30 protein-coding genes are annotated in these 24,331 nt (G+C 58.4%); 18 read left to right on the top strand and 12 right to left on the bottom strand.

The window, feature by feature from the left end:
- Positions 1 to 74 precede the first annotated feature (74 nt).
- Entirely contained in the window at positions 75 to 605 is a 531-nt protein-coding gene (locus GOX75_RS17820) for a prolyl-tRNA synthetase associated domain-containing protein (protein ID WP_171125342.1), read from the top strand.
- Here the strand turns inward: GOX75_RS17820 and GOX75_RS17815 are convergent, their stop codons facing one another.
- Positions 606 to 1,346, bottom strand: a complete 741-nt coding sequence (locus tag GOX75_RS17815; RefSeq protein WP_171125340.1) for an aspartate/glutamate racemase family protein — start codon at positions 1,344 to 1,346, stop codon at positions 606 to 608. It lies immediately after the preceding gene.
- Positions 1,347 to 1,419: 73 nt separating this feature from the next.
- Positions 1,420 to 2,001 (bottom strand): FMN-dependent NADH-azoreductase, encoded by a 582-nt coding sequence (locus tag GOX75_RS17810; protein WP_171125338.1) that lies wholly within the window; start codon positions 1,999 to 2,001, stop codon positions 1,420 to 1,422.
- 121 nt (positions 2,002 to 2,122) lie between these two features.
- On the opposite strand from GOX75_RS17810, the gene GOX75_RS17805 reads away from it, so the two are divergent.
- Genes GOX75_RS17805 through GOX75_RS17795 form a run of 3 tightly spaced genes read left to right on the top strand, consistent with a single transcriptional unit; the run spans position 2,123 to position 4,375 of the window.
- Positions 2,123 to 3,001, top strand: a complete 879-nt coding sequence (locus GOX75_RS17805; protein WP_171125337.1) for a LysR family transcriptional regulator — start codon at positions 2,123 to 2,125, stop codon at positions 2,999 to 3,001.
- Entirely contained in the window at positions 2,998 to 3,918 is a 921-nt protein-coding gene (locus tag GOX75_RS17800; protein ID WP_171125335.1) for a DMT family transporter, read from the top strand. The genes GOX75_RS17805 and GOX75_RS17800 overlap by 4 nt, the downstream gene beginning before the upstream one ends.
- Positions 3,919 to 3,961: 43 nt before the next feature.
- The gene (locus tag GOX75_RS17795) at positions 3,962 to 4,375 is read left to right on the top strand and encodes a universal stress protein (RefSeq protein WP_171125333.1); all 414 of its coding nucleotides are present in this window, start codon (positions 3,962 to 3,964) and stop codon (positions 4,373 to 4,375) included.
- A 5-nt stretch (positions 4,376 to 4,380) separates the two neighbouring features.
- On the opposite strand, the gene GOX75_RS17790 is transcribed toward GOX75_RS17795, so the two are convergent.
- Positions 4,381 to 4,713, bottom strand: a complete 333-nt coding sequence (locus tag GOX75_RS17790; protein WP_171125509.1) for a metalloregulator ArsR/SmtB family transcription factor — start codon at positions 4,711 to 4,713, stop codon at positions 4,381 to 4,383.
- 231 nt (positions 4,714 to 4,944) lie between these two features.
- On the opposite strand from GOX75_RS17790, the gene GOX75_RS17785 reads away from it, so the two are divergent.
- The 5 genes from GOX75_RS17785 (at position 4,945) to GOX75_RS17765 (ending at position 7,515) form a co-directional block, all read left to right on the top strand.
- Entirely contained in the window at positions 4,945 to 5,277 is a 333-nt protein-coding gene (locus GOX75_RS17785; protein ID WP_171125331.1) for an AtpZ/AtpI family protein, read from the top strand.
- A gap of 2 nt (positions 5,278 to 5,279) precedes the next feature.
- Positions 5,280 to 6,038 (top strand): F0F1 ATP synthase subunit A, encoded by a 759-nt coding sequence (locus tag GOX75_RS17780; RefSeq protein WP_171125329.1) that lies wholly within the window; start codon positions 5,280 to 5,282, stop codon positions 6,036 to 6,038.
- Positions 6,039 to 6,086: 48 nt separating this feature from the next.
- Positions 6,087 to 6,311: a F0F1 ATP synthase subunit C gene (locus GOX75_RS17775; protein WP_005981269.1), complete on the top strand. Its 225-nt coding sequence runs from the start codon at positions 6,087 to 6,089 to the stop codon at positions 6,309 to 6,311.
- 86 nt (positions 6,312 to 6,397) lie between these two features.
- Positions 6,398 to 6,949 (top strand): F0F1 ATP synthase subunit B', encoded by a 552-nt coding sequence (locus tag GOX75_RS17770; RefSeq protein WP_171125327.1) that lies wholly within the window; start codon positions 6,398 to 6,400, stop codon positions 6,947 to 6,949.
- 5 nt (positions 6,950 to 6,954) lie between these two features.
- Positions 6,955 to 7,515, top strand: a complete 561-nt coding sequence (locus GOX75_RS17765; protein WP_171125325.1) for a F0F1 ATP synthase subunit B — start codon at positions 6,955 to 6,957, stop codon at positions 7,513 to 7,515.
- A gap of 83 nt (positions 7,516 to 7,598) precedes the next feature.
- On the opposite strand, the gene GOX75_RS17760 is transcribed toward GOX75_RS17765, so the two are convergent.
- Positions 7,599 to 8,273: a hypothetical protein gene (locus GOX75_RS17760; RefSeq protein ID WP_171125324.1), complete on the bottom strand. Its 675-nt coding sequence runs from the start codon at positions 8,271 to 8,273 to the stop codon at positions 7,599 to 7,601.
- A gap of 151 nt (positions 8,274 to 8,424) precedes the next feature.
- Complete coding sequence (locus tag GOX75_RS17755; protein WP_171125322.1) at positions 8,425 to 9,195, bottom strand: FCD domain-containing protein; 771 nt, start codon at positions 9,193 to 9,195, stop codon at positions 8,425 to 8,427.
- Between the two features lie 155 nt (positions 9,196 to 9,350).
- On the opposite strand from GOX75_RS17755, the gene GOX75_RS17750 reads away from it, so the two are divergent.
- The 4 genes from GOX75_RS17750 (at position 9,351) to GOX75_RS17735 (ending at position 15,003) form a co-directional block, all read left to right on the top strand.
- The gene (locus GOX75_RS17750; RefSeq protein ID WP_171125320.1) at positions 9,351 to 10,550 is read left to right on the top strand and encodes a PLP-dependent aminotransferase family protein; all 1,200 of its coding nucleotides are present in this window, start codon (positions 9,351 to 9,353) and stop codon (positions 10,548 to 10,550) included.
- Positions 10,551 to 10,596: 46 nt separating this feature from the next.
- Entirely contained in the window at positions 10,597 to 11,004 is a 408-nt protein-coding gene (locus tag GOX75_RS17745; protein WP_171125318.1) for a hypothetical protein, read from the top strand.
- A 139-nt stretch (positions 11,005 to 11,143) separates the two neighbouring features.
- Positions 11,144 to 14,599, top strand: a complete 3,456-nt coding sequence (locus GOX75_RS17740) for a chromosome segregation SMC family protein (protein WP_171125316.1) — start codon at positions 11,144 to 11,146, stop codon at positions 14,597 to 14,599.
- Between the two features lie 53 nt (positions 14,600 to 14,652).
- Positions 14,653 to 15,003, top strand: a complete 351-nt coding sequence (locus GOX75_RS17735) for a hypothetical protein (protein WP_171125314.1) — start codon at positions 14,653 to 14,655, stop codon at positions 15,001 to 15,003.
- Between the two features lie 8 nt (positions 15,004 to 15,011).
- Here GOX75_RS17735 and GOX75_RS17730 read toward each other — a convergent pair whose 3' ends face one another.
- The 5 genes from GOX75_RS17730 to GOX75_RS17710 all read right to left on the bottom strand — a co-directional run bounded on the left by GOX75_RS17730 (position 15,012) and on the right by GOX75_RS17710 (position 18,972).
- On the bottom strand, positions 15,012 to 15,527 hold the full coding sequence (locus GOX75_RS17730; RefSeq protein ID WP_171125312.1) for a GFA family protein: 516 nt from the start codon (positions 15,525 to 15,527) through the stop codon (positions 15,012 to 15,014).
- Positions 15,511 to 15,804: an antibiotic biosynthesis monooxygenase gene (locus tag GOX75_RS17725; RefSeq protein WP_171125310.1), complete on the bottom strand. Its 294-nt coding sequence runs from the start codon at positions 15,802 to 15,804 to the stop codon at positions 15,511 to 15,513. Before GOX75_RS17725 ends, GOX75_RS17730 begins: the two co-directional genes overlap by 17 nt.
- Before the next feature lie 110 nt (positions 15,805 to 15,914).
- The gene (locus GOX75_RS17720) at positions 15,915 to 17,078 is read right to left on the bottom strand and encodes a lytic murein transglycosylase (protein ID WP_171125308.1); all 1,164 of its coding nucleotides are present in this window, start codon (positions 17,076 to 17,078) and stop codon (positions 15,915 to 15,917) included.
- An 11-nt stretch (positions 17,079 to 17,089) separates the two neighbouring features.
- On the bottom strand, positions 17,090 to 18,010 hold the full coding sequence (cbiB, locus tag GOX75_RS17715) for an adenosylcobinamide-phosphate synthase CbiB (protein WP_171125306.1): 921 nt from the start codon (positions 18,008 to 18,010) through the stop codon (positions 17,090 to 17,092).
- On the bottom strand, positions 18,007 to 18,972 hold the full coding sequence (locus GOX75_RS17710; RefSeq protein WP_171125305.1) for a threonine-phosphate decarboxylase: 966 nt from the start codon (positions 18,970 to 18,972) through the stop codon (positions 18,007 to 18,009). The genes cbiB and GOX75_RS17710 overlap by 4 nt, the downstream gene beginning before the upstream one ends.
- A gap of 183 nt (positions 18,973 to 19,155) precedes the next feature.
- Between GOX75_RS17710 and GOX75_RS17705 the strand changes: the two genes are divergently transcribed.
- Positions 19,156 to 19,518, top strand: a complete 363-nt coding sequence (locus GOX75_RS17705) for a response regulator transcription factor (protein ID WP_171125303.1) — start codon at positions 19,156 to 19,158, stop codon at positions 19,516 to 19,518.
- Here the strand turns inward: GOX75_RS17705 and GOX75_RS17700 are convergent.
- On the bottom strand, positions 19,500 to 20,489 hold the full coding sequence (locus tag GOX75_RS17700) for a glutathione S-transferase family protein (protein ID WP_171125301.1): 990 nt from the start codon (positions 20,487 to 20,489) through the stop codon (positions 19,500 to 19,502). The genes GOX75_RS17705 and GOX75_RS17700 overlap by 19 nt on opposite strands.
- 213 nt (positions 20,490 to 20,702) lie before the next feature.
- Here GOX75_RS17700 and GOX75_RS17695 point away from each other — a divergent pair, with 213 nt between their 5' ends.
- On the top strand, positions 20,703 to 21,056 hold the full coding sequence (locus GOX75_RS17695) for a hypothetical protein (protein ID WP_171125300.1): 354 nt from the start codon (positions 20,703 to 20,705) through the stop codon (positions 21,054 to 21,056).
- Positions 21,057 to 21,091: 35 nt separating this feature from the next.
- Here the strand turns inward: GOX75_RS17695 and GOX75_RS17690 are convergent, their stop codons facing one another.
- Positions 21,092 to 22,264 (bottom strand): MalY/PatB family protein, encoded by a 1,173-nt coding sequence (locus GOX75_RS17690; protein WP_171125299.1) that lies wholly within the window; start codon positions 22,262 to 22,264, stop codon positions 21,092 to 21,094.
- 94 nt (positions 22,265 to 22,358) lie between these two features.
- Here GOX75_RS17690 and def (GOX75_RS17685) point away from each other — a divergent pair, with 94 nt between their 5' ends.
- Genes def (GOX75_RS17685) through fmt form a run of 3 tightly spaced genes read left to right on the top strand, consistent with a single transcriptional unit; the run spans position 22,359 to position 24,326 of the window.
- Positions 22,359 to 22,877: a peptide deformylase gene (gene def / locus GOX75_RS17685; protein ID WP_171125297.1), complete on the top strand. Its 519-nt coding sequence runs from the start codon at positions 22,359 to 22,361 to the stop codon at positions 22,875 to 22,877.
- Positions 22,874 to 23,368, top strand: a complete 495-nt coding sequence (gene def / locus GOX75_RS17680) for a peptide deformylase (protein WP_171125295.1) — start codon at positions 22,874 to 22,876, stop codon at positions 23,366 to 23,368. The genes def (GOX75_RS17685) and def (GOX75_RS17680) overlap by 4 nt, the downstream gene beginning before the upstream one ends.
- Positions 23,369 to 23,411: 43 nt before the next feature.
- Positions 23,412 to 24,326, top strand: a complete 915-nt coding sequence (gene fmt, locus GOX75_RS17675) for a methionyl-tRNA formyltransferase (protein WP_171125293.1) — start codon at positions 23,412 to 23,414, stop codon at positions 24,324 to 24,326.
- The last annotated feature ends 5 nt before the right edge of the window (positions 24,327 to 24,331 follow it).

Here is a 24,331-nt window from a genome sequence, read left to right as displayed (position 1 = left end):
TGAAATCCCATGCTGTCGTGGCTTGAAATTACCGCCACGGTACGCGATGAGCGCAAAAAATTCAGGAGAGTATCATGGACGCCTCATCTGCCTTTCAGGATACATTGCCGCTCAGCTCTGACGCGTTGCTGGCCAAATTGGATGAGTGGGGGCTGGCCTACAGGCTGCACACCCATGTCCCTCTGCGCACGGTGGAGGAGTCAAAGGCGGTTGAAGATCAGTTCATGGTCCCCGGTGAGAACGCGCTGCGCCTGAAAAACCTTTATCTGCGCGATAAGAAAAAGCGGAACTATCTGGTGACGTTGGAACAAAGCCGAGACATAGACCTTAAGGCGTTGGGCGCGGAACTGGGCGTCGGGAACCTTTCGTTCGGTTCGGCGGATCGGCTGATGCAGAACCTTGGAATTCGGCCCGGCGCGGTCAGCCCGCTGGCGATGATAAACGGTGTGGAAAACAACGTCCGGTTCTTTATGGATGCAGCGGGGCAGCAGGCCGACGTGATCTATATGCACCCGCTGGTCAACGACCGCACCATCGCAATGGCGCGCGGGGACCTGATGGCGTTTTTCGACCGGATCGGCTGTGACGTGACTTGGCTGCCCTGATCAGGATTCAAGTGCCTCTTTTAACGCTGCTGCGACATGCGCTGCCGAGGGATTGACGAATAGATGCCCGTCCGCCTCGAACACGGCGTCGTCCAGATTGTCGGGGAAGGCCAGCGGCAGTTCGGTGCAGGCCAGTAGGATCGCGGTTCCGGGCTTGGCGTGTTTGTTGCAATAGGCCACCAGCCGGGCCCGCGCCGTTTCTGATGCGCCGCCGTAGAAAACAGTGTCGATCATATTCTGCATCTCGGCAATCTCGGCGTCCGGCAGGGGCGCGTTGGCATTAATCTGGGCCTTGGCCAACCTATCGGCATAGTTCGATGCCTGCATCGTAACAGTCGTGCCCAGAACCAGGGCCTGCGTGGCTTCGGTTGCGGCGGTTGCTTCGGCTGCGGCGTCGAAGATACTGAGGATCGGCATGGAAACGCCCTGCCGGATCGCGTGCAGGCGCATGTGCGGCGTGTTGGAGGCGATAATGCCGAAATCGCAACCCGCATGTTCCAGTGTCAGCAAGGCATCGCGAAAGACGGCGTCAAAGGTGGCCCAGCTTTCCTCATCCCCGGCGACGCCTCTCAATGAGCGGGTCTTGGCCTGTGTGACAGATTCGATTGTCATGGGCGGGATCGGCAGGGGGGATCCATGACCACGCTCTGCAAAATACTGCCCGGCGCCTTGCGCGATGGCCCTGTAATAATCAACGGTTGAGGCCCAGCCCACACCGCCCAAAATTCCGATTTTCTTCATAATAAACGTCCAGTCTGCGCAATCGTGTTCAATTGCAGACTGGACGTTTGAATATGCAAAGACCAGAGGTCAATCAGGCGGCCAGTTCTGAAACAGCCTGACGCGCGTTGTCCAGCGTGGCTTCGGCGTCCAGTGCCATCTGATCAGCGGCAATAACATCGACAGTGTGAATGCCGATAAAGCCCAGCACGTGTTTGGCATAGTCAGTGGCAAAGTCTATGTCTGACCCCACAGCCGTTCCGCCCGACGCGATGGCCAGTACAGCGCGTTTGCCTTCCAATAGGCCTTTGGGGCCGTTCTCGGTATAGGAAAAGGTCAATCCAACCCTGGCAACAAGGTCTATCCAAGCTTTGAAGGCCGCCGGGACCGAGAAGTTATAGATCGGTAGGCCGATGACGATCGTATCCGCCTGCTGCAACTCTGCTACCAGTTCGTCAGACAGGGAAAGTTGGTCACGCTGAACTTCGTCGCGCTGATCGGCTGGGGTAAAGTTCGCAGCAATCCAGTCCTCGGTCAAAAGCGGCAGCGGAGTCGCCAGATCACGGCGAATGATACGTCCGGCGTTCAGGTGTTTCACGATCCGGTCGGACAAGTCACGGGTGGTAGATCCTTCGCGGCGGGCCGAGGCGTCTATATGCAGGATGGTCTTGGTCATTGGGTTCAGTCCTGATTGAGTAAGGTTTTTCGCTCTGATCCCAATATGATTGTTGCGTCTACGAACAAAACTCTGATACTCCAACAGTGAATGTTGAAATTTGCACAATGGAACCGATGCAATGGACAATTGGGATGAGGTGAGAACCGCCTATCAGGTCGCGCGAATGGGTACGGTCAGCGGCGCGGCCGAAATACTGGGTGTGCATCATGCCACGGTCATCCGGCATATCGATGCAATCGAGGCGCGGTTGGGGGTCAAACTGTTCCAGCGTCATGCGCGCGGCTACACCCCCACTGAGGCCGGGGAAGACCTGCTGCGCGTCGCGCAGGCAACCGAAGATCAGTTCAACCAACTGGTCGGGCGCATGAAAGGTCGCGGGGATGATGTGTCGGGCGAGTTGGTTGTAACGTCACTGTCTTCTTTGGCACCCTTGGTCGTTCCGGTCCTGAGCGAGTTTCAACGCGTGCACCCGGACCTGATCGTACGCTACCTGACGGGCGACAGGTTGTTTCGATTGGAATACGGCGAGGCGCATGTGGCCATCCGTGCGGGATCGGCCCCTGATCAGCCAGACAATGTTGTGCAACCTTTCATCACGCAAGAAGTCGGTCTCTATGCCAGTAGGGATTATATTGACCGGTACGGCAAGCCGGCGACCATCGAGGAATTTGCAAACCACTACTTCGTCAGCACGGATGATGAAAACAGCCGCGCTCCGTTTTCACGCTGGTTACGTCAGACAGTGCCGGTCGAACGGATCACGTTCCGCTGCACGAACAACTTTTGCATTCGCGAGGCAGTGCTGTCCGGCGCAGGTATAGGTTTCATGGCCCGGTGGGAGGCCGCCCGCGATCCGAGTCTGGTCGAGGTCATTAAGCCGATGCCGGAATGGTTCGGCAATTTGTGGCTAGTCACTCATGTTGACCTGCATCGCACGACCAAGGTGCAGGCGTTCCTGACCTTTTTGAAAGAACAATCCAAAAGTTGGTTGCCATGAGCCCGCAAGCCCGTGGCCATTTGGCCATGCTTATTTTTTCAGCGTTGGTGGCGGGCAGTTTCTCATTGGGTTCCATGATCGCCAACAAAATTGCCCCCGAGGTGGTTACGGCGGCACGGTTCGCAATTGCTGCGGTAGTGATCGGGGTTGCTGCGCTTTTGACAACCGGTCTGCCGCGCAGCGCAGCACGAGCGCCCTGGCGCTATCTGGTGCTGGGCGGGCTATTTGCCACCTATTTCGTTCTTATGTTCCATGGCCTGAAAACAGCCCCACCTGTCAGTGCCGCAGCCGTCTTTACCCTGACGCCGGTTCTGTCCGCCGTGGCGGGCTGGGTTTTGCTTCGACAAGTGACCACACCCCGAATGGCGTTGGCGCTTACCATCGGGGCAGTCGGCGCGCTGTGGGTTATTTTCAGGGCGGATTGGCAGGCATTTACGGCCTTCCAGATCGGGACCGGAGAAATCATCTATTTCTGGGGGTGCGTCGCGCATGCGATCTACACACCTATGGTGCGCAAGCTCAACCGCGGTGAACCGGCGGTCGTGTTTGCATTTGGTACGATATTGGCAGGGTGCCTGATGCTGGCGCTGTATGGCTGGTCCGACATTCGTGCAACCGATTGGGCAAACCTGCCAATGATCGTTTGGGCCGGATTGCTGTACGTCTCGATTTTTGCCACGGCGGCTAGTTTTGTGCTGGTTCAGTTCTCGGCCCTGCGCCTGCCGTCCGCTAAAGTGATGGCCTACACGTATCTTTTGCCCAGTTGGGTGATCCTGTGGGAAATTGCGCTTGGAAATGGTGTCCCGGCTGCATTGATCCTGGTTGGTGTCGTTCTGACCTGTGCCGCGTTGCTCATGCTGTTGCGTCCGGACGAGGTACCTGATGCAAAGCCCGCTCTTGAGGCAGATCAAAGCTGATACATGCGGGTTTTCCTATGCTCGGGCCAAGGAGGGTTGCACCATGTATAACCACATCATGTTTCCGGTTGACCTGCATTTGCCGCCCGAGGTTCGCAAGGCCGCAAATGTCGCCGCCGAAATTGCCAAGTGGCAAGGTGCCAAGATCACAGTTGTGAGCGTCACGGGAACCCAGCCCGGTGACCCCGTCCAAACAGACGCCACAATCGGCGATAACCTACGGGAATTTGCGGATCATCTGGCCAAGAACAGCGGCACAGAAGTCGCCTTTCAAAATATCCATTCGGTTGACGTCGCGGTCGAGGTGGACGCAGATCTGGCCAAGGCAGCGGAAGACATCGGTGCGGACCTGATCGTGGTCGGCACACATGCGCCCCGTATCATGGATTATATCCTATCAAGCCACGCCGGGTATCTGGCCAAGCACGCCCGCGTTTCCGTCTTTGTCGTGCGGTGACTGCGTTATTCTTCTGCAGTCGGTAGCTCGACTTCGAGGAACCGTTCGAACGCGTCTAGGTTTACCGGCTCGAACTGTCCAAACCCTTGCATCCAGACCGACGCGGCCCTCAGCGCGTCGGGCTCAAGCTTACACCACTTTACCCGCCCGCGTTTTTCCTGACTGATCAACCCGGCCTTGGTCAGGATCACCAGATGTTTCGAGATCGCCGCTAAGGACATCTCGAACGGTTCGGCTACGTCGGTCACGGCCATGTCGTCCTCAAGCAACATCGCAAGGATGGTGCGGCGGGTGGGGTCGGCGAGGGCGGCAAAGACTGTATCGAGATCGTTGGACATGGTTCCGCTGAACCACAGCGCCCGGGTTTGGTCAACCATTTGGTTGAATATGCGATTTCAGCGGTTTTGAGCGCAAGTCGTCCGGTGCGGCTGACGTGTCAGGCTGGTGGCGTGAAGGAAAATGAATTAAAAACAAATACTTAAATTGATCTTATCCGAGCGTTCAATGCCGTTGACTCTGCGCGCCGTGCCCCTTAGCACCCTACCCAAGACTGTGCGAAGGAAACGCCCGTGACTGATGATGACCAAAAGCAGCGTATGGCGCAGCTTGAGGCCAAGATCGAAGCGGCGAAAAAGGCCAAAGAGCCACCCAAGCGCGCAGACAGTGACATATCCGGCGGCGAGCTTGCCTGGAGGATGGTCATCGAAATGGTATCCGGTCTGGGGATCGGATTTGGCATCGGATACGGGCTGGACAGCCTGCTCGGGACGATCCCGATCTTTCTGGTGCTGTTCACATTGCTGGGCCTTGTCGCGGGCGTGAAGGTTATGCTCCGCAGCGCGAAAGAGGTCCAAGAGAAACAAGCGGCGGCGACGGCTGCCGAGAAGGACGAGAGGGACTGAACGTGGCAACTGAGACCACCGCAGCAGAAGGCAGCAGCCTGGTATTCCACCCGATGGATCAGTTCATCGTCAAACCGCTGTTTGGCGATGGCGCTGTTGGTATGTTCACGATCACCAACGTGACCCTGTGGCTGTTCTTTGCGATCGCCGCGGTTGTTCTGCTGCTGGTTCTGCCGACATCAAAGCGCGCGATTGTTCCGACACGTATGCAGTCAGTCGCAGAATTGACCTACGGTTTCGTCTACAAGATGCTGGAAGACATCTGCGGCAAGGAAGGCGTCAAGTTCTTCCCTTATGTCATGACCCTGTTCATGTTCATTGTCTGCGCCAACTTCCTGGGCCTGATCCCGACCTCGTTCACCACAACCTCGCATTTCGCGGTCACTATCCCGCTGGCGCTGGCCGTGTTCCTGACCGTGACCGTTCTGGGCTTTGTCAAAAACGGTGCCGCGTTCCTGGGCCTGTTCTGGGTCTCCAGTGCGCCTCTGGCGCTGCGCCCGATCCTGGCGATCATCGAGCTGATCTCGTACTTCGTGCGCCCCGTCAGCCACTCCATTCGTCTTGCCGGTAACGTCATGGCAGGCCACGCGGTGATCAAGGTGTTCGCAGGCTTCGCTGCGGTCACCGTGATCTCACCCGTGTCCGTTCTGGCGATCACCGCAATGTATGGCCTCGAGGTCCTGGTGGCCTTCATTCAGGCCTACGTTTTCACCATTCTGACCTGTGTTTATCTGAAAGATGCGCTGCATCCGTCGCACTAAGGTCCGAACACCCAACATCGAAACTTCCAATTCGTAAGGAGATACATCATGGAAGGCGATCTCGCACACATCGGCGCAGGCCTGGCAGCAATCGGTTCCGGCGCAGCCGCAATCGGGGTGGGCAACGTAGCAGGCAACTTCCTGGCCGGCGCCCTGCGCAACCCTTCGGCGGCTGCTTCGCAGACCGCAACCCTCTTCATCGGTATCGCATTCGCAGAAGCCCTGGGGATCTTCGCATTCCTGGTCTCGCTGCTGCTGATGTTCGCCGTATAATCTGCGGAACCTGATCCTTACGCGCAGGTGGGCCCAAGCCATAGCGGTCCACCTGTTGTAAAGACAAGTTTCCGACGGAGGATATCATGGCGACTGAACCCCTTACAAAAGAGGTAGCTGGCTCGTGCGTCGACTCCTATGGCTCTGCCATCGGGATGCCGCAGCTCTGCTTCGATTGGTTCCCCAACCAGATTTTCTGGCTGGTCATTACGCTGGTCGTCATCTTTCTGGTCCTGTCTCGCGTGGCTCTGCCCCGCATCGCGGCAATCCTGGCTGAACGTCAGGGGACCATTACAAATGACCTGGCTGCGGCCGAAGATCTGAAGGCCAAGGCGGTCGAGGCCGAAGAGGCCTATAACAAGGCGCTGGCCGATGCCCGTTCTGAGGCACAGCGTATCGCAGCGGAAGCCCGTGCTGAAATTCAGTCCGGTCTGGATGACGCGATTGCCAAGGCGGACGCGGAAATCGCTGCAAAGGCGGCTGAATCGGAAAAGGCAATCGCCGAAATCCGTGCAGGTGCGCTGGAAAGCATTCAAGTGGTTGCCAAGGATACGGCGGCTGAACTGGTTACTGCACTGGGCGGCGAGGCGGATGCCAAAGCCATCGACAGTGCAATTGACGCGCAGACGAAAGGATAAGTGACATGCGGAATACTCTTGCCCTTATCCTGACCGTCGGTGCAGCTAGCCCGGCGTTTGCGGCCAAAGGTCCGTTCTTCTCGCTTGGCAACACGGATTTTGTGGTCCTTCTGGGCTTCATCGTGTTCATCGCGGTCCTGTTCTATTTCAAGGTCCCCGGCATGATCGGTGGCGCGTTGGACAACCGTGCCGAGGGCATCAAGTCCGAACTGGACGAAGCCCGCGCCCTGCATGAAGAAGCGCGCAGCCTGCTTGCCTCGTATGAGCGTAAGCAGCGTGAAGTGCAAACGCAGGCAGACGCTATCGTTGCGGCGGCCAAGGACGACGCGGCTCTGGCTGCTGAACAAGCCAAGGTCGATCTGGAAAAATCCATCGCACGCCGCCTGGCGGCTGCGCAGGATCAGATTGCATCGGCTGAGGCTTCGGCTGTGAAAGAAGTCCGTGATCAGGCCATCACCGTTGCAGTTTCCGCAGCAAACACGGTTCTGGCCAAACAGATGACTGCCACGCAAGCCAACAAGCTTATCGACGCGGCAATCGCCGATGTGGGCGAAAAGCTGCACTAAGCTGTTGCGCAATCCGAACAAGAAACCCGGCCGTTGAGCCGGGTTTTTTGTTTGTCACAGTTCGGATGGGGTATTGCCACTCATTACCCCGGCAACCTGCTGAGGGCGCTTTCGTAATCCGGCGAGGCCACAAACAATTCCGGCAAATCCGCCAGTGCCCTGTCGATGGGGTCATAAACCTGAGCAGCCTTCGCCAAAACTTCGTCAGGGATAGACTTGCGCGCCCGTTCAGCCCGCTCTGGCAAAGTGAACTTCAATCCCAGAAAATCTTGGACATCTTCTTGTCTGCGCCAGATCGCATCGTAGCTGATGCACAGAACAGGGACATCCTGAAACGTGCCCCATCGCCTCATCTGTTCGACCTGATTGAGAACATCAAATTCGAACAGATCATCGAATGTCCCCTCGGCGTGAAGGTGTTCAAAGTGCTGGTCTACCCAATCACGCCCAAATCTCTCCAACGCGGAATAGACGGAAAGGGCAGAGTCTTTCGTGGGGCCAAAACAGAACAGAACCTTGACGTTTTCGCGGCCCTTCAGGCCAGCCGGAAAATCATGGGTCTTGATCAGAGATCCCGCAGGCAATTCAGCCGTTGCCAATTCCGGTTCAAACCCTGCCTTTGGTTTTCGGAACCAGCGGCGACGCTTGCAGGCCACCCAAAGCGCGTCAAACATTAGCGTACTGCCCGATCTGCCATTGCTGGCCACAATTATGCAGGGGTCATCTTTGCTGTTCAGGCCGAAAGTAAGTTTGGACATGTTGATAATCAGGGTTCCCACACGGGTTCGGGGTCTACCGGCACTAGATGTCTAACTTTCGGCAAAAGGTCCAGCGATTAGCCGAAGTCTCGTGCAGGCCTGTCAGTCCGCGTGTGACTTTAAAGCTGCTCGGAAACGCACCAAAGCGCCCTTAAGCCTGTCCGGTTTCGTGATCCAGCCTTTGCTGCGCGATCGCCTCGTTACGGAGGGCCTTCTGGTGGTCTTCCATACATTGCCGCACAAAGCTCAGGTGACGATGTACTGCTTCTCTGGCACCTTCCGGATCGCGGGCCTGAAGCGCGGCGTTGATGTCGCGGTGCTGGTCTAGAATAGCCTCGCGCGTGGTGCGCTGGTTGAACATCATTTGGCGATTGTAGAAAACACCTTGCCGCAGCAAGTCAAACATGGATCGCATCATGTGCAGCATCACGACGTTATGGCTTGCGTCGATGATGGCCATATGAAACTGGGCGTCCAGATGCGCTTCGTCTTCCGGGGCATTGCGCGTGTGGGCGGCTTCCATTTTGTCAAAGATCGTCTGAATGACCTTCAAATCACTTTCCGACCCCAGTCGCGCCGCGCGCTCGGCTGCCAACCCCTCCATATCCCGGCGGAAAGACAGATAGTCCGAAACCGCCTCATCATGGCTGCTGAACAGTCGGATCAGGGCGGGGGAAAAGGCCGATCCCAAAACCTCGGCCACATAGATGCCGGATCCGGCTTTTGCGGTCAGCAGACCTTGGTCCTGCAGTTCGGATATTGCTTCGCGAAGGGATGGACGGGACACGCCCAGTCGTTCGGCCAGTTCACGCTCGGCCGGAAGGCGCTCGCCGGGGCGTAGGATGCCTCGCAGGATCAGCAATTCGATTTGCCGCACCACCGCTATTGAGAGCTTTTCGGTCTGAACTTTTTGAAAGGGCATGAGGATGTCGTTTTGAGAATTGGTCAAATCATATGACCACGGTTTGCGGGGCGGTTCAAGAAGAGCAGATCACAGGGTTCAAAACATTAGGTCAGCAATATTGACATTAATGTGGGAGTCACTAGTGTTCACCCATTCAAGAGCGGAGGAGGCTCATGACCAACCACGAGTTGTTTGCAACGCGGGCGTCGCGCATGAAGGCGTCGGAAATTCGCGAATTGCTGAAGCTGCTGGATCAGCCCGGAATCATTTCCTTTGCAGGCGGAATTCCGGACCCGGCCTTGTTTCCCGCAGACGCATTCTCGCAGGCTTTTCAGGTTGCGCTTGGTCCAGAAAAACAGGCGCAGGCCCTGCAGTATTCGGTCAGCGAAGGCTATGCCCCGTTGCGCGAATGGCTTGTCGGCCACATGCGCGAGATTGGCGTTGTCTGCGACATCGACAACATCCTGATCACATCCGGGTCACAGCAAGCGTTGGACTATTTGGGTAAGCTTTACCTGTCGCCCGGCGATACGGCGCTTGTTGGTTGGCCAACATATCTGGGCGCGCTGGCTGCGTTCAACGCCTATGAGCCACGGTTCGACCGGCTAAACGTCAATGGCAACCGGGGTGTTGACGAATACGCCGCCGCTGCCGGGGCCGGCAGGGTCAAGTTTGCCTACCTGTCTCCGGATTTCGCCAACCCAACGGGCGAGACCATGGATTTGCGGGGCCGCGAGGCTTTGCTGGATCTTGCTGAGGACTTGACTTGCGCCGTGATCGAGGACGGGGCGTATCAGGCGCTGCGATACGAAGGGAAAGCGATCCCTCCTATTTTGGCACTGGAACTGGCGCGGAAAGGGTCGATCGAAGACTGTCGCACAATCTATTGCGGTAGTTTCTCCAAGACGCTGTCCCCGGGCCTTAGGGTCGGGTGGGTTGTTGCGGCCAAACCCGTGATCTCCCAACTGGTGCTGATGAAGCAGGCTGCTGATCTTCACTCGGCGACCATTAACCAGATGGCGATCGACCAAGCGGCTCGGGCGTGTTTCGACACGCACATCCCAATGCTGCGACAGACTTATGGCGCGCGTCGGGGAGCGATGCTGGATGCGTTGGAAGAATACATGCCGGATGGGGTGGAATGGACGAAGCCCGAAGGGGGGATGTTTGTCTGGCTGACGCTGCCTGTTGGTACTGATGGAGCCGCATTGCTGTCCCGCGCTTTGGAAACGGTCAAAGTGGCCTTTGTTCCGGGTCAGGCATTTTTCCCAGATGGCTCGGGTGCAAACACGATCCGTTTGAGCTTTTCAAATTCGGACGAGGCGACAATTCGTGAAGGCATACGTCGCTTGGGTGAGGTCTTGCAGGCCTGAATGCGCAATAAGGGTCTGTTAACCAATTCCGGCCATTGATCGGGGTATGAAACGGCTTCTGACTTTGCTGCTGATGTTGGCCGCTTGTTCGGCTGGCACACCGCAATTCCGCGATGTTCCGGCCACTCGTATTGCTGTCAACGGCAGCGTTTTTGACGTACGCGTGAGAGGAGAGTTGGCCGAGGCGGTGCGGATCGACACGCAATATGCCCCGCGCTTGGGCCCAATCCGCGATCGCGCAGCCCTTGCGATGGCACAGGTACCTGGCTGCCCGATTCTTGATGTTCTGGGTGATGCGGCCGTCACGGTCGGCGTTTTGGGGTGTGACCGTCAGGCTGGTGAACGCTTGTTATTGACCGCGATTTCGGTGCCAAACTACGAATGTATTGATTTTGGCACCTATGAAAGTTCAGGTGACGGCGGTTATCAGGTTTTTGAGTGTACGCCCTATTGATACAGACTGAGACCGGCGGAAATCAGCAAGATATTGTGGATAACTCATGCCGATATCCCATATCCTGCGCAACCTCGTTGACTCAGCCCCAATCTGTTGCGCAGACTTCCAGATATAGGAATCATGGGACCCGTCGCCTTTGCGCTTTAGCAAACTCAAACTCACCGGCTTCAAAAGCTTTGTTGATCCGACCGACCTGATCATCGCGGACGGGTTGACCGGAGTTGTGGGTCCAAATGGCTGCGGCAAGTCCAATCTCCTGGAAGCGTTGCGTTGGGTGATGGGGGAAAACCGCCCCAAATCCATGCGCGGTGGCGCGATGGAGGATGTGATTTTTGCGGGAGCGGCCACACGTCCCGCTCGCAACTTTGCCGAAGTTGTTTTGACCATGGACAACTCGGAACGGCTGGCCCCGTCAGGGTTCAATGACACCGATCAGCTTGAGATCGTACGCCGTATCACCCGCGATGTGGGCAGCGCCTATAAGACCAATGGCAAGGACGTGCGGGCGCGCGATGTGCAGATGCTGTTTGCCGATGCGTCCACGGGGGCGCATTCACCCGCGCTTGTGGGTCAGAACCGCATCGCCGAATTGATCAACGCCAAACCTCGCGCGCGTCGGCGTATCCTGGAAGAGGCTGCGGGGATCTCCGGTCTGTACCAGCGTCGGCACGAGGCCGAGTTGAAGCTGAAAGGTACTGAATCCAACCTGACGCGCGTCGATGACGTGCTGGAACAGCTTGGAACGCAGCTTGCGCAGTTGGCCCGACAAGCACGTCAGGCCGCGCGTTATCGCGAGATTGGCGAGCAATTGCGGCAGGCCGAGGGGATGCTGCTGTATCGCCGCTGGAAAGAGGCCGACATGGCCCGCCAGCAGGCCGAAGAAAAGCTGCGCGAACGCATTACCGAGGCGTCCCGCGCCGAGGCCGAAGCGCGTGAAGCGGCGGCCAAACGCGCCGAGATCGAGGAAACTCTGCCCCCTCTACGCGAGGAAGAGGCGATTGCCGCTGCCGTGTTGCAACGCCAGCAGGTGCAGCGCGATCAACTGGCCGACCAGGAAACACGCGCGCGGCAGACGATCGAAACCTTGACCAACCGCATTCAGCAGTTGGGTAACGATATTGAGCGTGAGGCCGGTCTGAACCGCGACGCAGGTCAGATGATCGAACGGTTGGAATGGGAGGCGAGAGAGCTTGCCAAGGCCACCGAAGGACATGACGAGAAAGTCGCCGAAGCCGCCGAGATTGCGCGCGAGGCAGCGTCTGTCCTGCAGGACCGCGAGGATCACCTCTCGCAGGAAACCGAGGATATGGCCCGTCTTGTCGCCCGGCACCAGTCGGCGCAGCGTTTGGTTGAGGACAGCCGCAAGACGCTGGCCCGGTCTGAGGGTGAAGAAGAAAAAGCCCGTGTTGCGGTGGACGAAGCCCGTGACGCACTAAGCCGCGCAACCGACGCGTTCGAGGCCGCTCAGGAGGGTGAGGAAGAAGCCCGAGAATCTGCTGAGGCCGCCGAAGAAGCCCTGGCCGCTGCGGATGAGTTGCGCACCGAAACACAGGCCCGAGAGGCCGAGGCCCGTGCCCAACGGTCCGAAGCTGAAGGTGAGCTTGGCGCCATTCGCGCCGAAACCGCGGCCCTTGCGAAACTGGTCGAACGTGACACGGCCGAAGGCGGGCAGGTGCTTGACCTGCTGCGCGTGGCGCCGGGTTACGAAAAGGCGCTGGGTGCGGCGCTGGCCGATGATCTGCGCGCGCCTCTGGTCGAAGGTGACGGACCGTCCGGCTGGGTTCAGGTTGCCGGGTACGATGCCGATCAGCCCCTGCCAGACGGCGCAGAGCCGCTGGCGCTGCATGTCTCAGGGCCGGATCGTCTGAGCCGCCGGATTGCTCAGATCGGGTTGGTCGACGCAGAACAAGGTGCGCGGTTGCAGGCCTCGCTGCAACCAGGGCAACGTCTGGTGTCGCGCTCGGGCGATTTGTGGCGCTGGGACGGGTTCCGGGCCTGGGCCGAGGACGCGCCAAGCGCGGCTGCCCTTCGTTTGGAGCAACTGAACAAGCTGGAAGCGCTGAAACAGGAATTGGCCCGGACCGAAGCGCAAGCCGACGGTGCACGCGCGGCGCATGAGGCCCTGTCGCAGCAACTGGCCGATGTCACCGAAGCGGACCGCCGAGCGCGTGAAGCCCGCCGTGCTGCTGATCAGCGTATGGCGGAAACTGCTCGGCAACTCAGCCGGGCCGAGGCCGACCGCAATCTGGCACAGGGCAAGCTTGAGACTTTGACCCTTGCCGTCGACCGCCACAAGGAAGACGCCATGTCTGCCCGCGCCCAACTGCGCGAGGCCGAGGGTGCGCTGACCGGTTTGGGTGATCTGGACAGCGCCCGCGCGCAGGTTGAGGACATCAAACAGACAGTCGAGGCCGCGCGGATCACGATGCTGACCCACCGTTCGACCCATGATGAGCTGCGCCGCGAAGGAGAGGCCCGAACCCGGCGCACGCAAGAGGTGACCAAAGACCTGAGCGGGTGGCGGCACCGCCTGGACAGTGCCGAGAAGCGAATTTCGGAACTGGCAGAGCGCAAGGAAAGCTCGGAAGACGAGCTGTCCGAAGCCATGGCCGCCCCCGGTGAAATTGCCGAGGCGCGCGAAGAACTCAACGAGTTGATTGAAACGGCCGAAGCGCGTCGGGCCGAGGCTTTGGATAAGCTGGCTCTGGCCGAAACCCAGCAGCGCGAAGTTGTCATGGCCGAGCGGGATGCAGAGCGCGTCGCGTCCGAAGCCCGCGAGACCCGAGCGGCTGCCGAGGCACGGTGTGATGCCGCCAAAGAAGGGGTGACCGCGGCGGCTGAACGCATTGCCGAAGATCAGCAACTGACCCCGAACCAGTTGTTGAATCAGTTGGACGTGAACCCCGACCAGATGCCCGCCGCCGACGCGCTTGAGGCCGAGGTCAACCGCCACAAACGTCAGCGCGACGCGATGGGCGCGGTGAACCTGCGCGCCGAAGAAGACAGCAAAGAGGTTCAGGAGGAATTCGACACGCTGAACGGTGAAAAGGCTGATCTGGAAGAGGCGATCAAGGCGCTGCGCAGCGGTATTGCCAGCCTCAACCGCGAAGGGCGCGAGCGTCTGCTGACGGCGTTTGAACAGGTGAATTCGAACTTCGCCATGCTATTCAAGCACCTGTTTGGAGGCGGCGAGGCCAATCTGGTCATGGTCGAAAGCGATGATCCGCTGGATGCCGGGCTTGAGATCATGTGCCAGCCGCCGGGCAAGAAGCTCTCGACCCTCAGCCTGTTGTCGGGTGGGGAGCAAACTCTGACGGCGACCGCGCTGATCTTTGGCGTATTCCTCGCCAATCCGGCCCCGATCTGCGTGTTGGATGAGGTCGACGCGCCGCTGGACGACGCCAACGTGACACGCTTCTGCGACCTGCTGGACGAGATGTGCCGCCAGACCGACACGCGGTTCCTGATCATCACCCACCACGCGGTGACGATGGCAAGGATGGACCGGCTGTTCGGCGTGACCATGCAGGAACAAGGTGTCAGCCAACTGGTCTCGGTCGACCTGAAGAAGGCCGAACAGATGGTCGCCTGACCGCTCACTGCATCGTGACGCCTGTTGCGGGTCTTTCACGATAGGGTCGCGTTATGACCCGATTCCTGATCGTTGCCTTGCTGGCCGCCAGCCCGGCTTTTTCCGCCGATTGGCCGACCAAACCCGGAGACACCCCCCTGTCGCCCGAAGAACTGAACGCGTTGGCGGGTCAGACGTTCACCTTCTACGATGACGGTCAGGCTGCATTCTCGGCCGGGGGTGCCTACTCCTATACATACGCTAGCGGCGACGCGGCCTTTGGCACCTATTCCATCGCCGAAGACGGCAGCGTCTGCATCGCCTATCGAAACGGATTCAGTCGCTGTGATCTGTACGTGCGCAGTGGAGAACGCTTGATCCTGATTGATGAGAAAGGCGATCGGTATCCGGTTAGGCCGGAGTGACTGATCCATCAGGAAAAAGCTGTCTCCAATCGTTTTAGCGAACTTTGAGGCCACACTTCATCGAATGTGTAAAATTCTTTGAAGGCGGGAATCTCCTCGCTGAGTGGTACCCAAGCTTGTTTGCTGTTCGTGAAAATCTGCGCATCCGGAGGACATTGATCCGGGTTGTCCAATGTCCCAACACGCACGTACTTTAACTTGCCAAGACGGATCATGTAGCTGCTGAACACGGCGACGCCACAATTCTTGCAACGCGTAATAATCTGGCCTTTACCGCTTGGCGTGGAAAGTTCGTGTTCAGTGATCGGCCCCTCAAGCTGCACGCGGTCAGCCTCAATAATGGCGTTCAAGACATAAGCCGCTCCGGTTTGTCGCTGGCATTCGTTACAGTGACAGCAATGGGCGAACATAGGTGGTGTCGTCATCTGATACGTTACGGCTCCGCAGCCGCATTTTCCCTTGATCATTGTTTCCCCCAAGTTGTCGTTTGCATTCGTGCCATCGTCTTTATTCGACCAGTTCATAGTGTTTGATCGAACGCGACTCGACCAACTCTGTCTCTGCGGGATCGATGTGCGGACTCTGGTAGTCTTCGCCGACAAACGCCTTAAGTGACTCTAGATTTTCCCACACCATAACAAAGCTGAATTCTCGGGGTGTGTCGGTGCGCGCAGCCCCAGGAAATACTTGAACCATGCCCTTGGTGCTTCGCATCAAGGGGATCGCTGTTTCATGGAAGAATTTGCTGAACTCTTCTTCTTTGCCCGGCCGAGTCACGACCTGAAAAATGCGCATGATCATTCTTCCATCCTCCGAAAAGTTTGGTTCCTGCATGCACGAGCGCCTCAGCTTCTAGGACCATATCATTTTGTAACGACCTTGTCTTATCAGGGCACAAGCCAGACACCGCGTCACAACCGCCCCAACAACTCTGCCGTCGGCCACGCATCCGCAGGCAGACCCAGCCGTTGTTGCTCGGCCTGAACGGCCGCCCGTGTCCCGGCCCCCAGAATGCCGTCGATCTTGCCTACATCATGGCCGCGTGCCTGAAGTTTGGTTTGTAGCTGCTTCATCTGTGCGCCTGTCAAACCCTGTGTTGGATTCCCGGCGTCATAGATTTGGGCACCTTCCAGACGGGTGCCGAAATAGGCGGCGGTCAGGACGTAGACAAAGCTCTGGTTCCATTCGAAATAGACGTCGAAATTGGGATAGGCCAGAAACGCCGGTCCCTTGTGTCCCTGCGGCAGGATCAGTGACGCAGGCAGATTGGCCAGCGAACCGTTTCGGGCCTGTACTCCCATCGCCTGCCAGTCCGAGACCGGGCGCGGCTTGCCCGGGCCGGACAGGGACCAATCCATTTGGTCCGGAACCGCGACCTCCTGCAGCCACGGCTGACCTGGTTGCCACCCAAGATGCGACAGCATTTTTGCGCCGGACATTAGCGCATCCGGGGCCGAGGTTTTCAGCGAAACCGTCCCGTCTCCGTCGCCGTCCACGCCATTGTCCAGAATATCCTGCGGTAGCATTTGAACCATGCCGATCTCACCCGCCCACGCGCCGGTCGTTCGGGCGGGGTCGAAATTGCCCTGACTGTACAATTCCAGCGCCGCAAATATCTGAGGGCGGAACAGTTCGGGCCGGCGGCAATCATGGGCCAATGTCACCAGTGCGTTGCGGGTGTTGAAATCCCCCTGAACCGCTCCGTAGTCGGTTTCAAACGCCCAGAATGCCAGCAACACGCCGCGTGATACCCCATATTCCCGCTCAATCCGGTCAAAAACAGCGTCGTATTTGTGTGACATGGCCTGCCCGCGATCTATTCGGTTTTGCGAGATCAGGCGGCGAGAGAAATCAATGAATGGTTTCTGAAAGACGCCTTGCGCGCGGTCAGCTCTGAGAACGGCGCCATCCTGCTGAACACCTTGAAAGAAAGCGTCGATAGTAGATTTATCAAACCCGTTGTCGACCGCCTCGGTCTTTAGCCCATTCACAAAGGAATTGAACCCGCCACCACATTGGGCAAAGGCGGGTGTGATGAATAGGGTGGTTGCAACAAGACCAGAAAGAAAACGCATGGGTGGCACCGTCAGAGAATAAAACTAAGCCCAGCCCACACCGACACGAGGCCCAGCGCAAGCCCCCAAACGGTCCACAGCATGTTACATGCGCGGAAAACCTCCGGTGCACCGATCTCACGCGGGGCGTCGCCGTTGACCCATGCCAAATCCCGAAGCTTTCCATCATAGCTGCGCGGCCCGGCAAGTGCGACGTTCAGGGCACGGGCCATGGCGGCCTCGGGCCAGCCTGCGTTTGGCGAGATATGGCGCCGCGCGTCTGAGGTGATTCCTTGCCACTGCGCCCATTGACCAGATTGCACGACGATCATGACGCTGGTCAGGCGGGCAGGGATCAGGTTCAGAACATCATCCAGACGGGCGGCGGCCCAACCAAACTCAAGATATTTTTCTGAGCGGTAGCCGATCATGCTGTCGGCCGTGTTGACCGCCTTGTAGATCAGCAGACCCGGCAGCCCGGCAACCAGAAACCAGAAGGCGGGCGCAATGACACCGTCGCTCAGGTTTTCGGCGGCACTTTCGATCGCTGACCGCGCGACCTGTGCCTCGGTCATGTCGCGTGTGTCCCGTGAGACAATCATGGCCACTTTCGCGCGCCCTTGGTCAAGCGAGGCGTTCAGCCCCTCGGCCACATCTCGCACATGCGTCACAAGGGATTTCTGCGCCAAGAGAATGGCGCAGATCACAAGCTCAACCAGGGGGCCAAGCATGGCCAGTGCGCCTCCGAGTATCATTGCGCCGATGACCAGTAGGACGACCACGGCGACCCCTTTCAGGCGCCGGTGCCCGCCACTATTCAATCGTTTGTCCAGCAGGCCGATAAGGTTACCGATCATCACCGCGGGGTGCCTTACCCGGGACCACACCCAATCTGGCTCCCCCAGTGCCGCGTCCAGGCACATGGCGCAGACCAGCAGAAAAGCGGTGCTCACAGCGCGGCCTCCAGCCGTGCCCAGCCATTTGCAGGTGGAAGCCCCAGCCGCAGGTAGGTTTGCGAATAGGGGAAGATGCGGCTCCAGATATGCGCATGGGCCAGACGGTCTTGCCAATCGGCGGCCTTGTCGACCGCATAAAGACGGAACAGCGTGGTTCCCCCCACAAGCCGCGCACCCTTCCGCGTCAGAAGGGTATCCAGCCTGATTGTTTCCTCGGTCAGGCGTTGGCGTGTGGCGTCTGCCCAAGCTGTATCGCTCAGGGCTCGTTCTCCGATCCGCAGGGCGGGACCGGAAACGGCCCAAGGTCCGGTCAGGTCGTTCAGGCGGGCAATCAGGTTCGGGTCGCCGATTGCGAAGCCAAGGCGTAATCCCGCCAACCCCCAGAACTTGCCAAAGCTTTTCAGTACGATCACACCCGGTTTTGTCGCCAAATGGATCAGAGACGCTTCGGGGCTGACATCGCAAAAGCTTTCGTCAATCACGGTTAGTGGGGCATTTGCGTCGGCTTCGGTCCATATCCGCCCATCAGGGTTGTTAGGATGCACGATAACGCGGGCTTCGGCCGGGCCGTCGGGCTGAATTGACCATCCATGCGCTGAAAAAGCGGCTGCGTGTTCATTGTAGGTGGGCGGAGTGATGTGAACCCGCCCGCGCGGTGCAAGATCGGGTATGCGTGCAATCAGGGCGGAAGCGCCAGGTGCGGGTAAAATATCAGCCTCGTCAGGAACGGACCAAAAACGCCGCGCGGCACTGGTCAGGCGTTCAAACGCGCCGTGGTCGGGAAGCGCGCTCCAATCCGAGGGCGTCAAACCCGTGACATCATAAGGATGCGGATTGATCCCGGTCGAAAGATCCATCCAATCGCCGCGTGCCCCACCATAGGATTCGATTGCCCCGTCTAGCCCGCCGCCATGATCCCGTTTGGAACGGGGGTTCAAGATATCGTTATGGGTTGTCATCGTGAAGCTCGTTGGAATCCTTGATTTCGGTCCGTTTCAAGCGGATTTTCGCCGTCGGCACAAGCAAATCCACGCGATCCGGAAGCCCTGCAGATACCGTTAACAGTTTGTTAAGGAAATCGCGTGATCACAAATTACAGGGGCCAGCACTGTTTGTTCTACCTTGCCCCGAGGTTGTCGCTGATGAATGTTTTGATTGTAGAGAGTAACCCCGATCTTGGTCGGGTCTGGAAAAGGCATCTGGAGCGTCAGGGCGCTGAGGTCACGCTTGTGGCCGGGCAAGAGGCCGCGATCCTTGCGCTTTATGGCGCAGAGTTTGACATCATTGTGTTGGACCTTGTGCTGGAAACCGGCAGCGCTCTGGCTGTTGCCGACTTCGCCAGCTATCGCCGCCCCGAAGCGCGGGTGATATTTGTCACCAACACCACGTTTTTCTCGGATGGGTCGATTTTCGCGCATAGCCCAAATGCCTGCGCCTATGTCCAAAGTGAAACGCCGCCAGAGGATCTGGCGGCGATGGTTGAACATCACGCGGCGGGTCGCTGACCGCGACCGTGTGGTTCCATGTAGTCCAGCACGGGGTTCACCGGGATAATCCGGTGCGGATTTATACTGTCGTGACTATAGTGGTAGTGCCGCACGATATGGTTCATGTTCACGGTCTTAGCGACACCGGGCCATTGATAAAGCTCGCGGGTATAGGCCCACAGGTTCGGGTAATCGACCAGACGGTTTCGGTTGCACTTGAAATGCAGGTGATAGACGGGGTCGAACCTGATCAAGGTTGTGAACAGCCTCCAATCAGCTTCTGTAACGCGATCTCCCATAAGATAGCGATGGGTGCTCAGGCGGTTTTCCAGCCAGCCCAGTGTTTCAAATAGCGGCCCAACAGCCGCGTCATACGCTTGCTGACTGGTTGCGAACCCTGACTTGTACACGCCGTTGTTGACGTCAGAATAGATACGCGCGTTGACCTCTTCGATATCGTCACGCATAGCCTCGGGCCAGTAATCGTCGGTGTTTCCTGTGATCCCGTCGAAGGCCGAGTTGAACATGCGGATGATCTCGGAACTTTCATTCGAAACAATGGTTTCCTGGGTATTGTCCCATAGAATTGGCACCGTAACGCGGCCCGAATAGGCGGGATCGGCCTTGGTATAGACTTGATGGGCGAACTCCAACCCAAAGAGCCCGTCCCCTGTGGCGCCATGGTCGTCTGTTTCAAACGTCCAGCCTTTTTCCATCATGTCAGGATGTACCACTGAAACCGAGATAAGGTCAGTCAGCCCCTTCAATTCGCGAAAGATCAACGTGCGGTGTGCCCACGGGCAGGCGAGGCTGACATAGAGGTGATAGCGATCCGGTTCGGCCTTGAAGCCCCCCTTGCCGGACGGACCTGCGCTGCCGTCTGCCGTTATCCAATTGCGAAACTGCGCTGCACTGCGTTTGAACGCCCCGCCTGTGGACTTGGTGTCATACCATGTGTCGTGCCACTTGCCGTCGACCAACAGGCCCATGCTCTGATCCTCCGAATTGAGATGTCAAAGAACATAGGCGGTCGCCTTAAAGGTTCCTATGCGAGGCGACGCGCATATTGCCTGCGCCTGCGCACAAGTCCGGTTGGGATTTCCGTGCAACAGGTTGAAATCCAAACGCTCTTGGTGACCAGCTTTACTGGATTTTTACATTCCGACCCTCACAATAGGACTCTGCTGCGGGGGAAATTTGCAATGACGACCTATGTTTCAAAGGAAATGAGTGCCGAATTGGATGCGGCACGAATCGCAGGATTGAAAAAGACAAGCCGACTTCGTGTTCAATTTGGCGACAATACGTTCAAAATCCTGCGATTGTGGAAGGATGGCTTTACCGTCGAAGCTGAAACGACACCTCAGCTTCGTGGTCTGGTCGATATTTATGATGGCGCAAATCACCTCTACCAGTGCCTGATCATCGCGGATCAGGACGAAGCCGGTGAAATGCGGTATGAATTCAAGCGCAGCACTGCTGCCTCGGACAAGGCTCCGCTGGATTTCTACCGCGATCCCGATGCTCCGATAGCCTTGCTGGGGCATAAGGACTAAGCCTTAGCCCAACGGATCAATCGTTGGGCTTGGATTCACTGCAAGTCAGAAAAGGCCTGTTTCAGCCTGTTGCAAGCTTCTTCCACGCGGCTGCGCTGGGTTGCCAGATTGAACCGCTCGAACGTCTCGCCGCCCGGACCAAATCCGGGGCCGGGCGAGGTCGCGATCTTGGCGTCCTCACGCAGGCGGCGGATAAATTCAGGGTGATCCATTCCGGTTCCTGAAAAATCGACCCAAGCCAGAAAAGTCGCCTGAAGTGGCATGGACCACAGGCCGGGGATATCTGCGATGGCTGCGTCAAAAAGCTTTCGGTTACCGTCAAGATGCGCAACCTGTTCGTCGACCCATGCGGCGCCTTCGGGCGAATAGGCCGCCATGATCATCGCCACGCCCAAAGCGCTGGGCGCATAGTCAAGGGTGCCGAGGCGATGGACCATCGCCGCGCGCAGTTTTGGGTCGGGAATGATCATGTTGCCGGTGCGTTGACCCGCAATGTTGAACGTCTTGGAGGCCGCCGTCAGGGTCACCGTCCACGGTCGTGCATCGGGCGCGGCCACGTCCATGGGGACAAAGGTGCTGCCGGGGTAGACCAGGTCATGGTGAATCTCATCAGAGACCAACACAAGGCCATTGCGTTCAGCAAAGGCTGCCACAGCGCGCAACTCATCCGCAGTCCAAACCCGACCGGAGGGGTTCTGGGGTGAACACCACAGAAGCATCTTTTCTGTCCCGTCCAAGCGCGACTGCGCGTCGTCCAGATCAATCGTGTAACTGTCGCCCTGTCGTGCCAGCGGGCATTCCACCACGCGGCGGCCGGATTTGTTCACCTTGTGGGCGAACTCATGATAGACGGGCGTGAATATGACCACGCCGTCCCCGGGCTCGGTCCACACATCCAGACACAACGCGATCGCGTTGCCCAGCCCTTGCGAAGTCAGGACCCAGTCTGTGTCAATGTCCCATGCATGACGGTTTTTCATCCACCACTGGACCGAGGTCAGATAGTCAGGGTGCGCCCACGAATACCCGAAAACACCGTGATCCGCGGCCTTTCGAACGGCTTCGATAACGCAGGGTGCGCTGGGATAATCGGAATCTGCCGTCCACATCGCCAGCCCGTCCTGCGGTGAAATACCGTAGAGCTTCTCCAGCTTGTCCCATTTTGAGCTATAAGTGCCCCGGCGGTCGATCAGGTCGTTGAACGTCATGTCTTCTCCATCTGTCGGCTGGAAAGCTAGCTACAATTTTGGCAGGTGCAAGGGGGGCGTTGCGGCGGGGCGTGTGATGGCCTAAATCAACCCCATGAAACGCTCAATTCTTATTCATCCCGACCCCCGACTGAAAAAGGTCTGCGCCCCGGTGACCGACCTGTCGGACGAGCTGCGTCAACTGGCCGATGACATGCTGGAAACCATGTATGACGCCCCCGGCATTGGGCTGGCCGCGCCGCAGATTGGCGTGCTGGATCGGCTGATCGTGATGGACTGCGTCAAGGAAGAGGGCGAGGAACCGCGCCCGCTGATCATGTTCAACCCCGAGATCATCGCATCGTCGGACGAAACCAACGTCTATGAGGAAGGTTGCCTGTCGATCCCCGAGCAATTTGCAGAGGTGACCCGACCCAAAGTCGTCGAGGTGGCGTGGATTGACCGCGACGGCAATGCGCAGCAGGAAACATTCGATGACCTTTGGGCGACCTGCGTGCAGCACGAGATTGACCATCTGAACGGCAAGCTGTTCATCGACTATCTAAAACCGCTGAAACGCCAGATGATCACGCGCAAGATGCAAAAGCTGAAACGTGAAAAGGCGCGCGCATGACCGTTCGTACCTGTCTGCCATGGCCCGACAAGCGCCTGCGTACCAAGGCAGAGGTTGTGAGCGAAATCACCGACGATATCCGCGCGATCTGGGATGACATGGTCGACACGATGGAGGCGATGCCCGGCGTGGGCCTTGCTGCGCCTCAGATCGGTGTGATGCTGCAGTTGGCGGTCGTGGATGGTTCGACCGAGCGGGGCCGGGCCGTGCGACTGGCGAATCCCGAGATTCTGCACAGCTCGATCGAGATGCGTGAACATGATGAGGCCAGCCCAAACCTGCCCGGCGTGTCGGCCAAAGTGAAACGACCTCGTGCGGTGACCGTCAAGTTTCTGAATGAACAAGGCATGATCGACCGCCGTGATTTTGTCGGGATCGAGGCGACAAGTGTGCAGCACCAGATCGACCATCTGAACGGCCGCATGTATTTCGACCGGCTCAGCAAGGTCAAACGCGACATGCTGCTGCGCAAAGCCAAGAAACTCGCGTAGGCCGGGCTTCAGCCCGGCACCGCCCAAGCCTCGGAGCCCTGTCATGCGCATCATCTTCATGGGAACGCCCGAATTCTCGGTGCCGGTGCTGGATGCGCTGGTTGAGGACGGGCATGAGATTGCCGCCGTGTATTGCCAGCCACCGCGCCCGGCGGGGCGAGGTAAGAAAGACCGCCCGACCCCGGTGCATGCGCGAGCCGAGGCGTTGGGCCTGACTGTACGCCATCCGGTTTCTTTGAAGTCCGAAGAAGAACAATCCGCTTTCGCTGCGCTGCAAGCTGACGTCGCCGTCGTTGTGGCATATGGCTTGCTGTTGCCTCAGCCTATTCTGGATGCGCCGCACCTTGGCTGCCTGAACATCCATGCCAGCCTATTGCCCCGCTGGCGAGGGGCCGCGCCGATTCACCGTGCAATCATGGCGGGTGATGCACAGACCGGTATCTGCATCATGCAGATGGAGGCGGGGCTGGACACCGGCCCTGTCCTGCTGCGGCAGGCCACCGATATTCGAGATCAGGAAACGACCGACCAACTGCATGATCGGCTTTCTGAGATGGGCGCGGGTCTGATCGTTCAGGCGCTGGCCACCTTGCCTGACCTGACGCCGGTGAACCAGCCCAACGACGGTGTGACCTACGCCGCCAAGATCGACAAATCCGAAGCGCGCATCGACTGGACACGCCCGGCGGTTGAGGTCGATCGCCAGATACGCGGATTGTCACCCTTCCCCGGTGCATGGACCCTGGTTGAAGGCGAGCGGATCAAACTTCTGGCCTGCTGTCTGACTGTGGGACAGGGCACCCCCGGTCAGGTTCTGGACGACGCGTTGTGTGTCGCTTGCGGAGAGGGGGCCGTGAAGCTCCTGCGCTTGCAAAGGGCGGGCAAAGGCGCGCAGGATACAGAAACGTTCCTGCGCGGTTGGCCAATCCCGGCCGGTACGCTGTTTCAATCGGAGTAACACCG

The sequence above is a fragment of the Ruegeria sp. HKCCD7251 genome (assembly GCF_013031165.1).
GTDB lineage: Bacteria > Pseudomonadota > Alphaproteobacteria > Rhodobacterales > Rhodobacteraceae > Ruegeria.
This window is presented reverse-complemented; position numbering and strand designations above follow the sequence as displayed.

Coding starts and splice junctions, on each gene's coding strand:
- GOX75_RS17820 (WP_171125342.1), top strand. CDS start 75: ATGGACGCCTCATCTGCCTTTCAGGATACATTGCCGCTCAGCTCTGAC.
- GOX75_RS17815 (WP_171125340.1), bottom strand. CDS start 1,346: ATGAAGAAAATCGGAATTTTGGGCGGTGTGGGCTGGGCCTCAACCGTT.
- GOX75_RS17810 (WP_171125338.1), bottom strand. CDS start 2,001: ATGACCAAGACCATCCTGCATATAGACGCCTCGGCCCGCCGCGAAGGA.
- GOX75_RS17805 (WP_171125337.1), top strand. CDS start 2,123: ATGGACAATTGGGATGAGGTGAGAACCGCCTATCAGGTCGCGCGAATG.
- GOX75_RS17800 (WP_171125335.1), top strand. CDS start 2,998: ATGAGCCCGCAAGCCCGTGGCCATTTGGCCATGCTTATTTTTTCAGCG.
- GOX75_RS17795 (WP_171125333.1), top strand. CDS start 3,962: ATGTATAACCACATCATGTTTCCGGTTGACCTGCATTTGCCGCCCGAG.
- GOX75_RS17790 (WP_171125509.1), bottom strand. CDS start 4,713: ATGTCCAACGATCTCGATACAGTCTTTGCCGCCCTCGCCGACCCCACC.
- GOX75_RS17775 (WP_005981269.1), top strand. CDS start 6,087: ATGGAAGGCGATCTCGCACACATCGGCGCAGGCCTGGCAGCAATCGGT.
- GOX75_RS17770 (WP_171125327.1), top strand. CDS start 6,398: ATGGCGACTGAACCCCTTACAAAAGAGGTAGCTGGCTCGTGCGTCGAC.
- GOX75_RS17765 (WP_171125325.1), top strand. CDS start 6,955: ATGCGGAATACTCTTGCCCTTATCCTGACCGTCGGTGCAGCTAGCCCG.
- GOX75_RS17760 (WP_171125324.1), bottom strand. CDS start 8,273: ATGTCCAAACTTACTTTCGGCCTGAACAGCAAAGATGACCCCTGCATA.
- GOX75_RS17755 (WP_171125322.1), bottom strand. CDS start 9,195: ATGCCCTTTCAAAAAGTTCAGACCGAAAAGCTCTCAATAGCGGTGGTG.
- GOX75_RS17750 (WP_171125320.1), top strand. CDS start 9,351: ATGACCAACCACGAGTTGTTTGCAACGCGGGCGTCGCGCATGAAGGCG.
- GOX75_RS17745 (WP_171125318.1), top strand. CDS start 10,597: ATGAAACGGCTTCTGACTTTGCTGCTGATGTTGGCCGCTTGTTCGGCT.
- GOX75_RS17735 (WP_171125314.1), top strand. CDS start 14,653: ATGACCCGATTCCTGATCGTTGCCTTGCTGGCCGCCAGCCCGGCTTTT.
- GOX75_RS17730 (WP_171125312.1), bottom strand. CDS start 15,527: ATGAACTGGTCGAATAAAGACGATGGCACGAATGCAAACGACAACTTG.
- GOX75_RS17725 (WP_171125310.1), bottom strand. CDS start 15,804: ATGATCATGCGCATTTTTCAGGTCGTGACTCGGCCGGGCAAAGAAGAA.
- GOX75_RS17720 (WP_171125308.1), bottom strand. CDS start 17,078: ATGCGTTTTCTTTCTGGTCTTGTTGCAACCACCCTATTCATCACACCC.
- GOX75_RS17710 (WP_171125305.1), bottom strand. CDS start 18,972: ATGACAACCCATAACGATATCTTGAACCCCCGTTCCAAACGGGATCAT.
- GOX75_RS17705 (WP_171125303.1), top strand. CDS start 19,156: ATGAATGTTTTGATTGTAGAGAGTAACCCCGATCTTGGTCGGGTCTGG.
- GOX75_RS17700 (WP_171125301.1), bottom strand. CDS start 20,489: ATGGGCCTGTTGGTCGACGGCAAGTGGCACGACACATGGTATGACACC.
- GOX75_RS17695 (WP_171125300.1), top strand. CDS start 20,703: ATGACGACCTATGTTTCAAAGGAAATGAGTGCCGAATTGGATGCGGCA.
- GOX75_RS17690 (WP_171125299.1), bottom strand. CDS start 22,264: ATGACGTTCAACGACCTGATCGACCGCCGGGGCACTTATAGCTCAAAA.
- def (WP_171125297.1), top strand. CDS start 22,359: ATGAAACGCTCAATTCTTATTCATCCCGACCCCCGACTGAAAAAGGTC.
- def (WP_171125295.1), top strand. CDS start 22,874: ATGACCGTTCGTACCTGTCTGCCATGGCCCGACAAGCGCCTGCGTACC.
- fmt (WP_171125293.1), top strand. CDS start 23,412: ATGCGCATCATCTTCATGGGAACGCCCGAATTCTCGGTGCCGGTGCTG.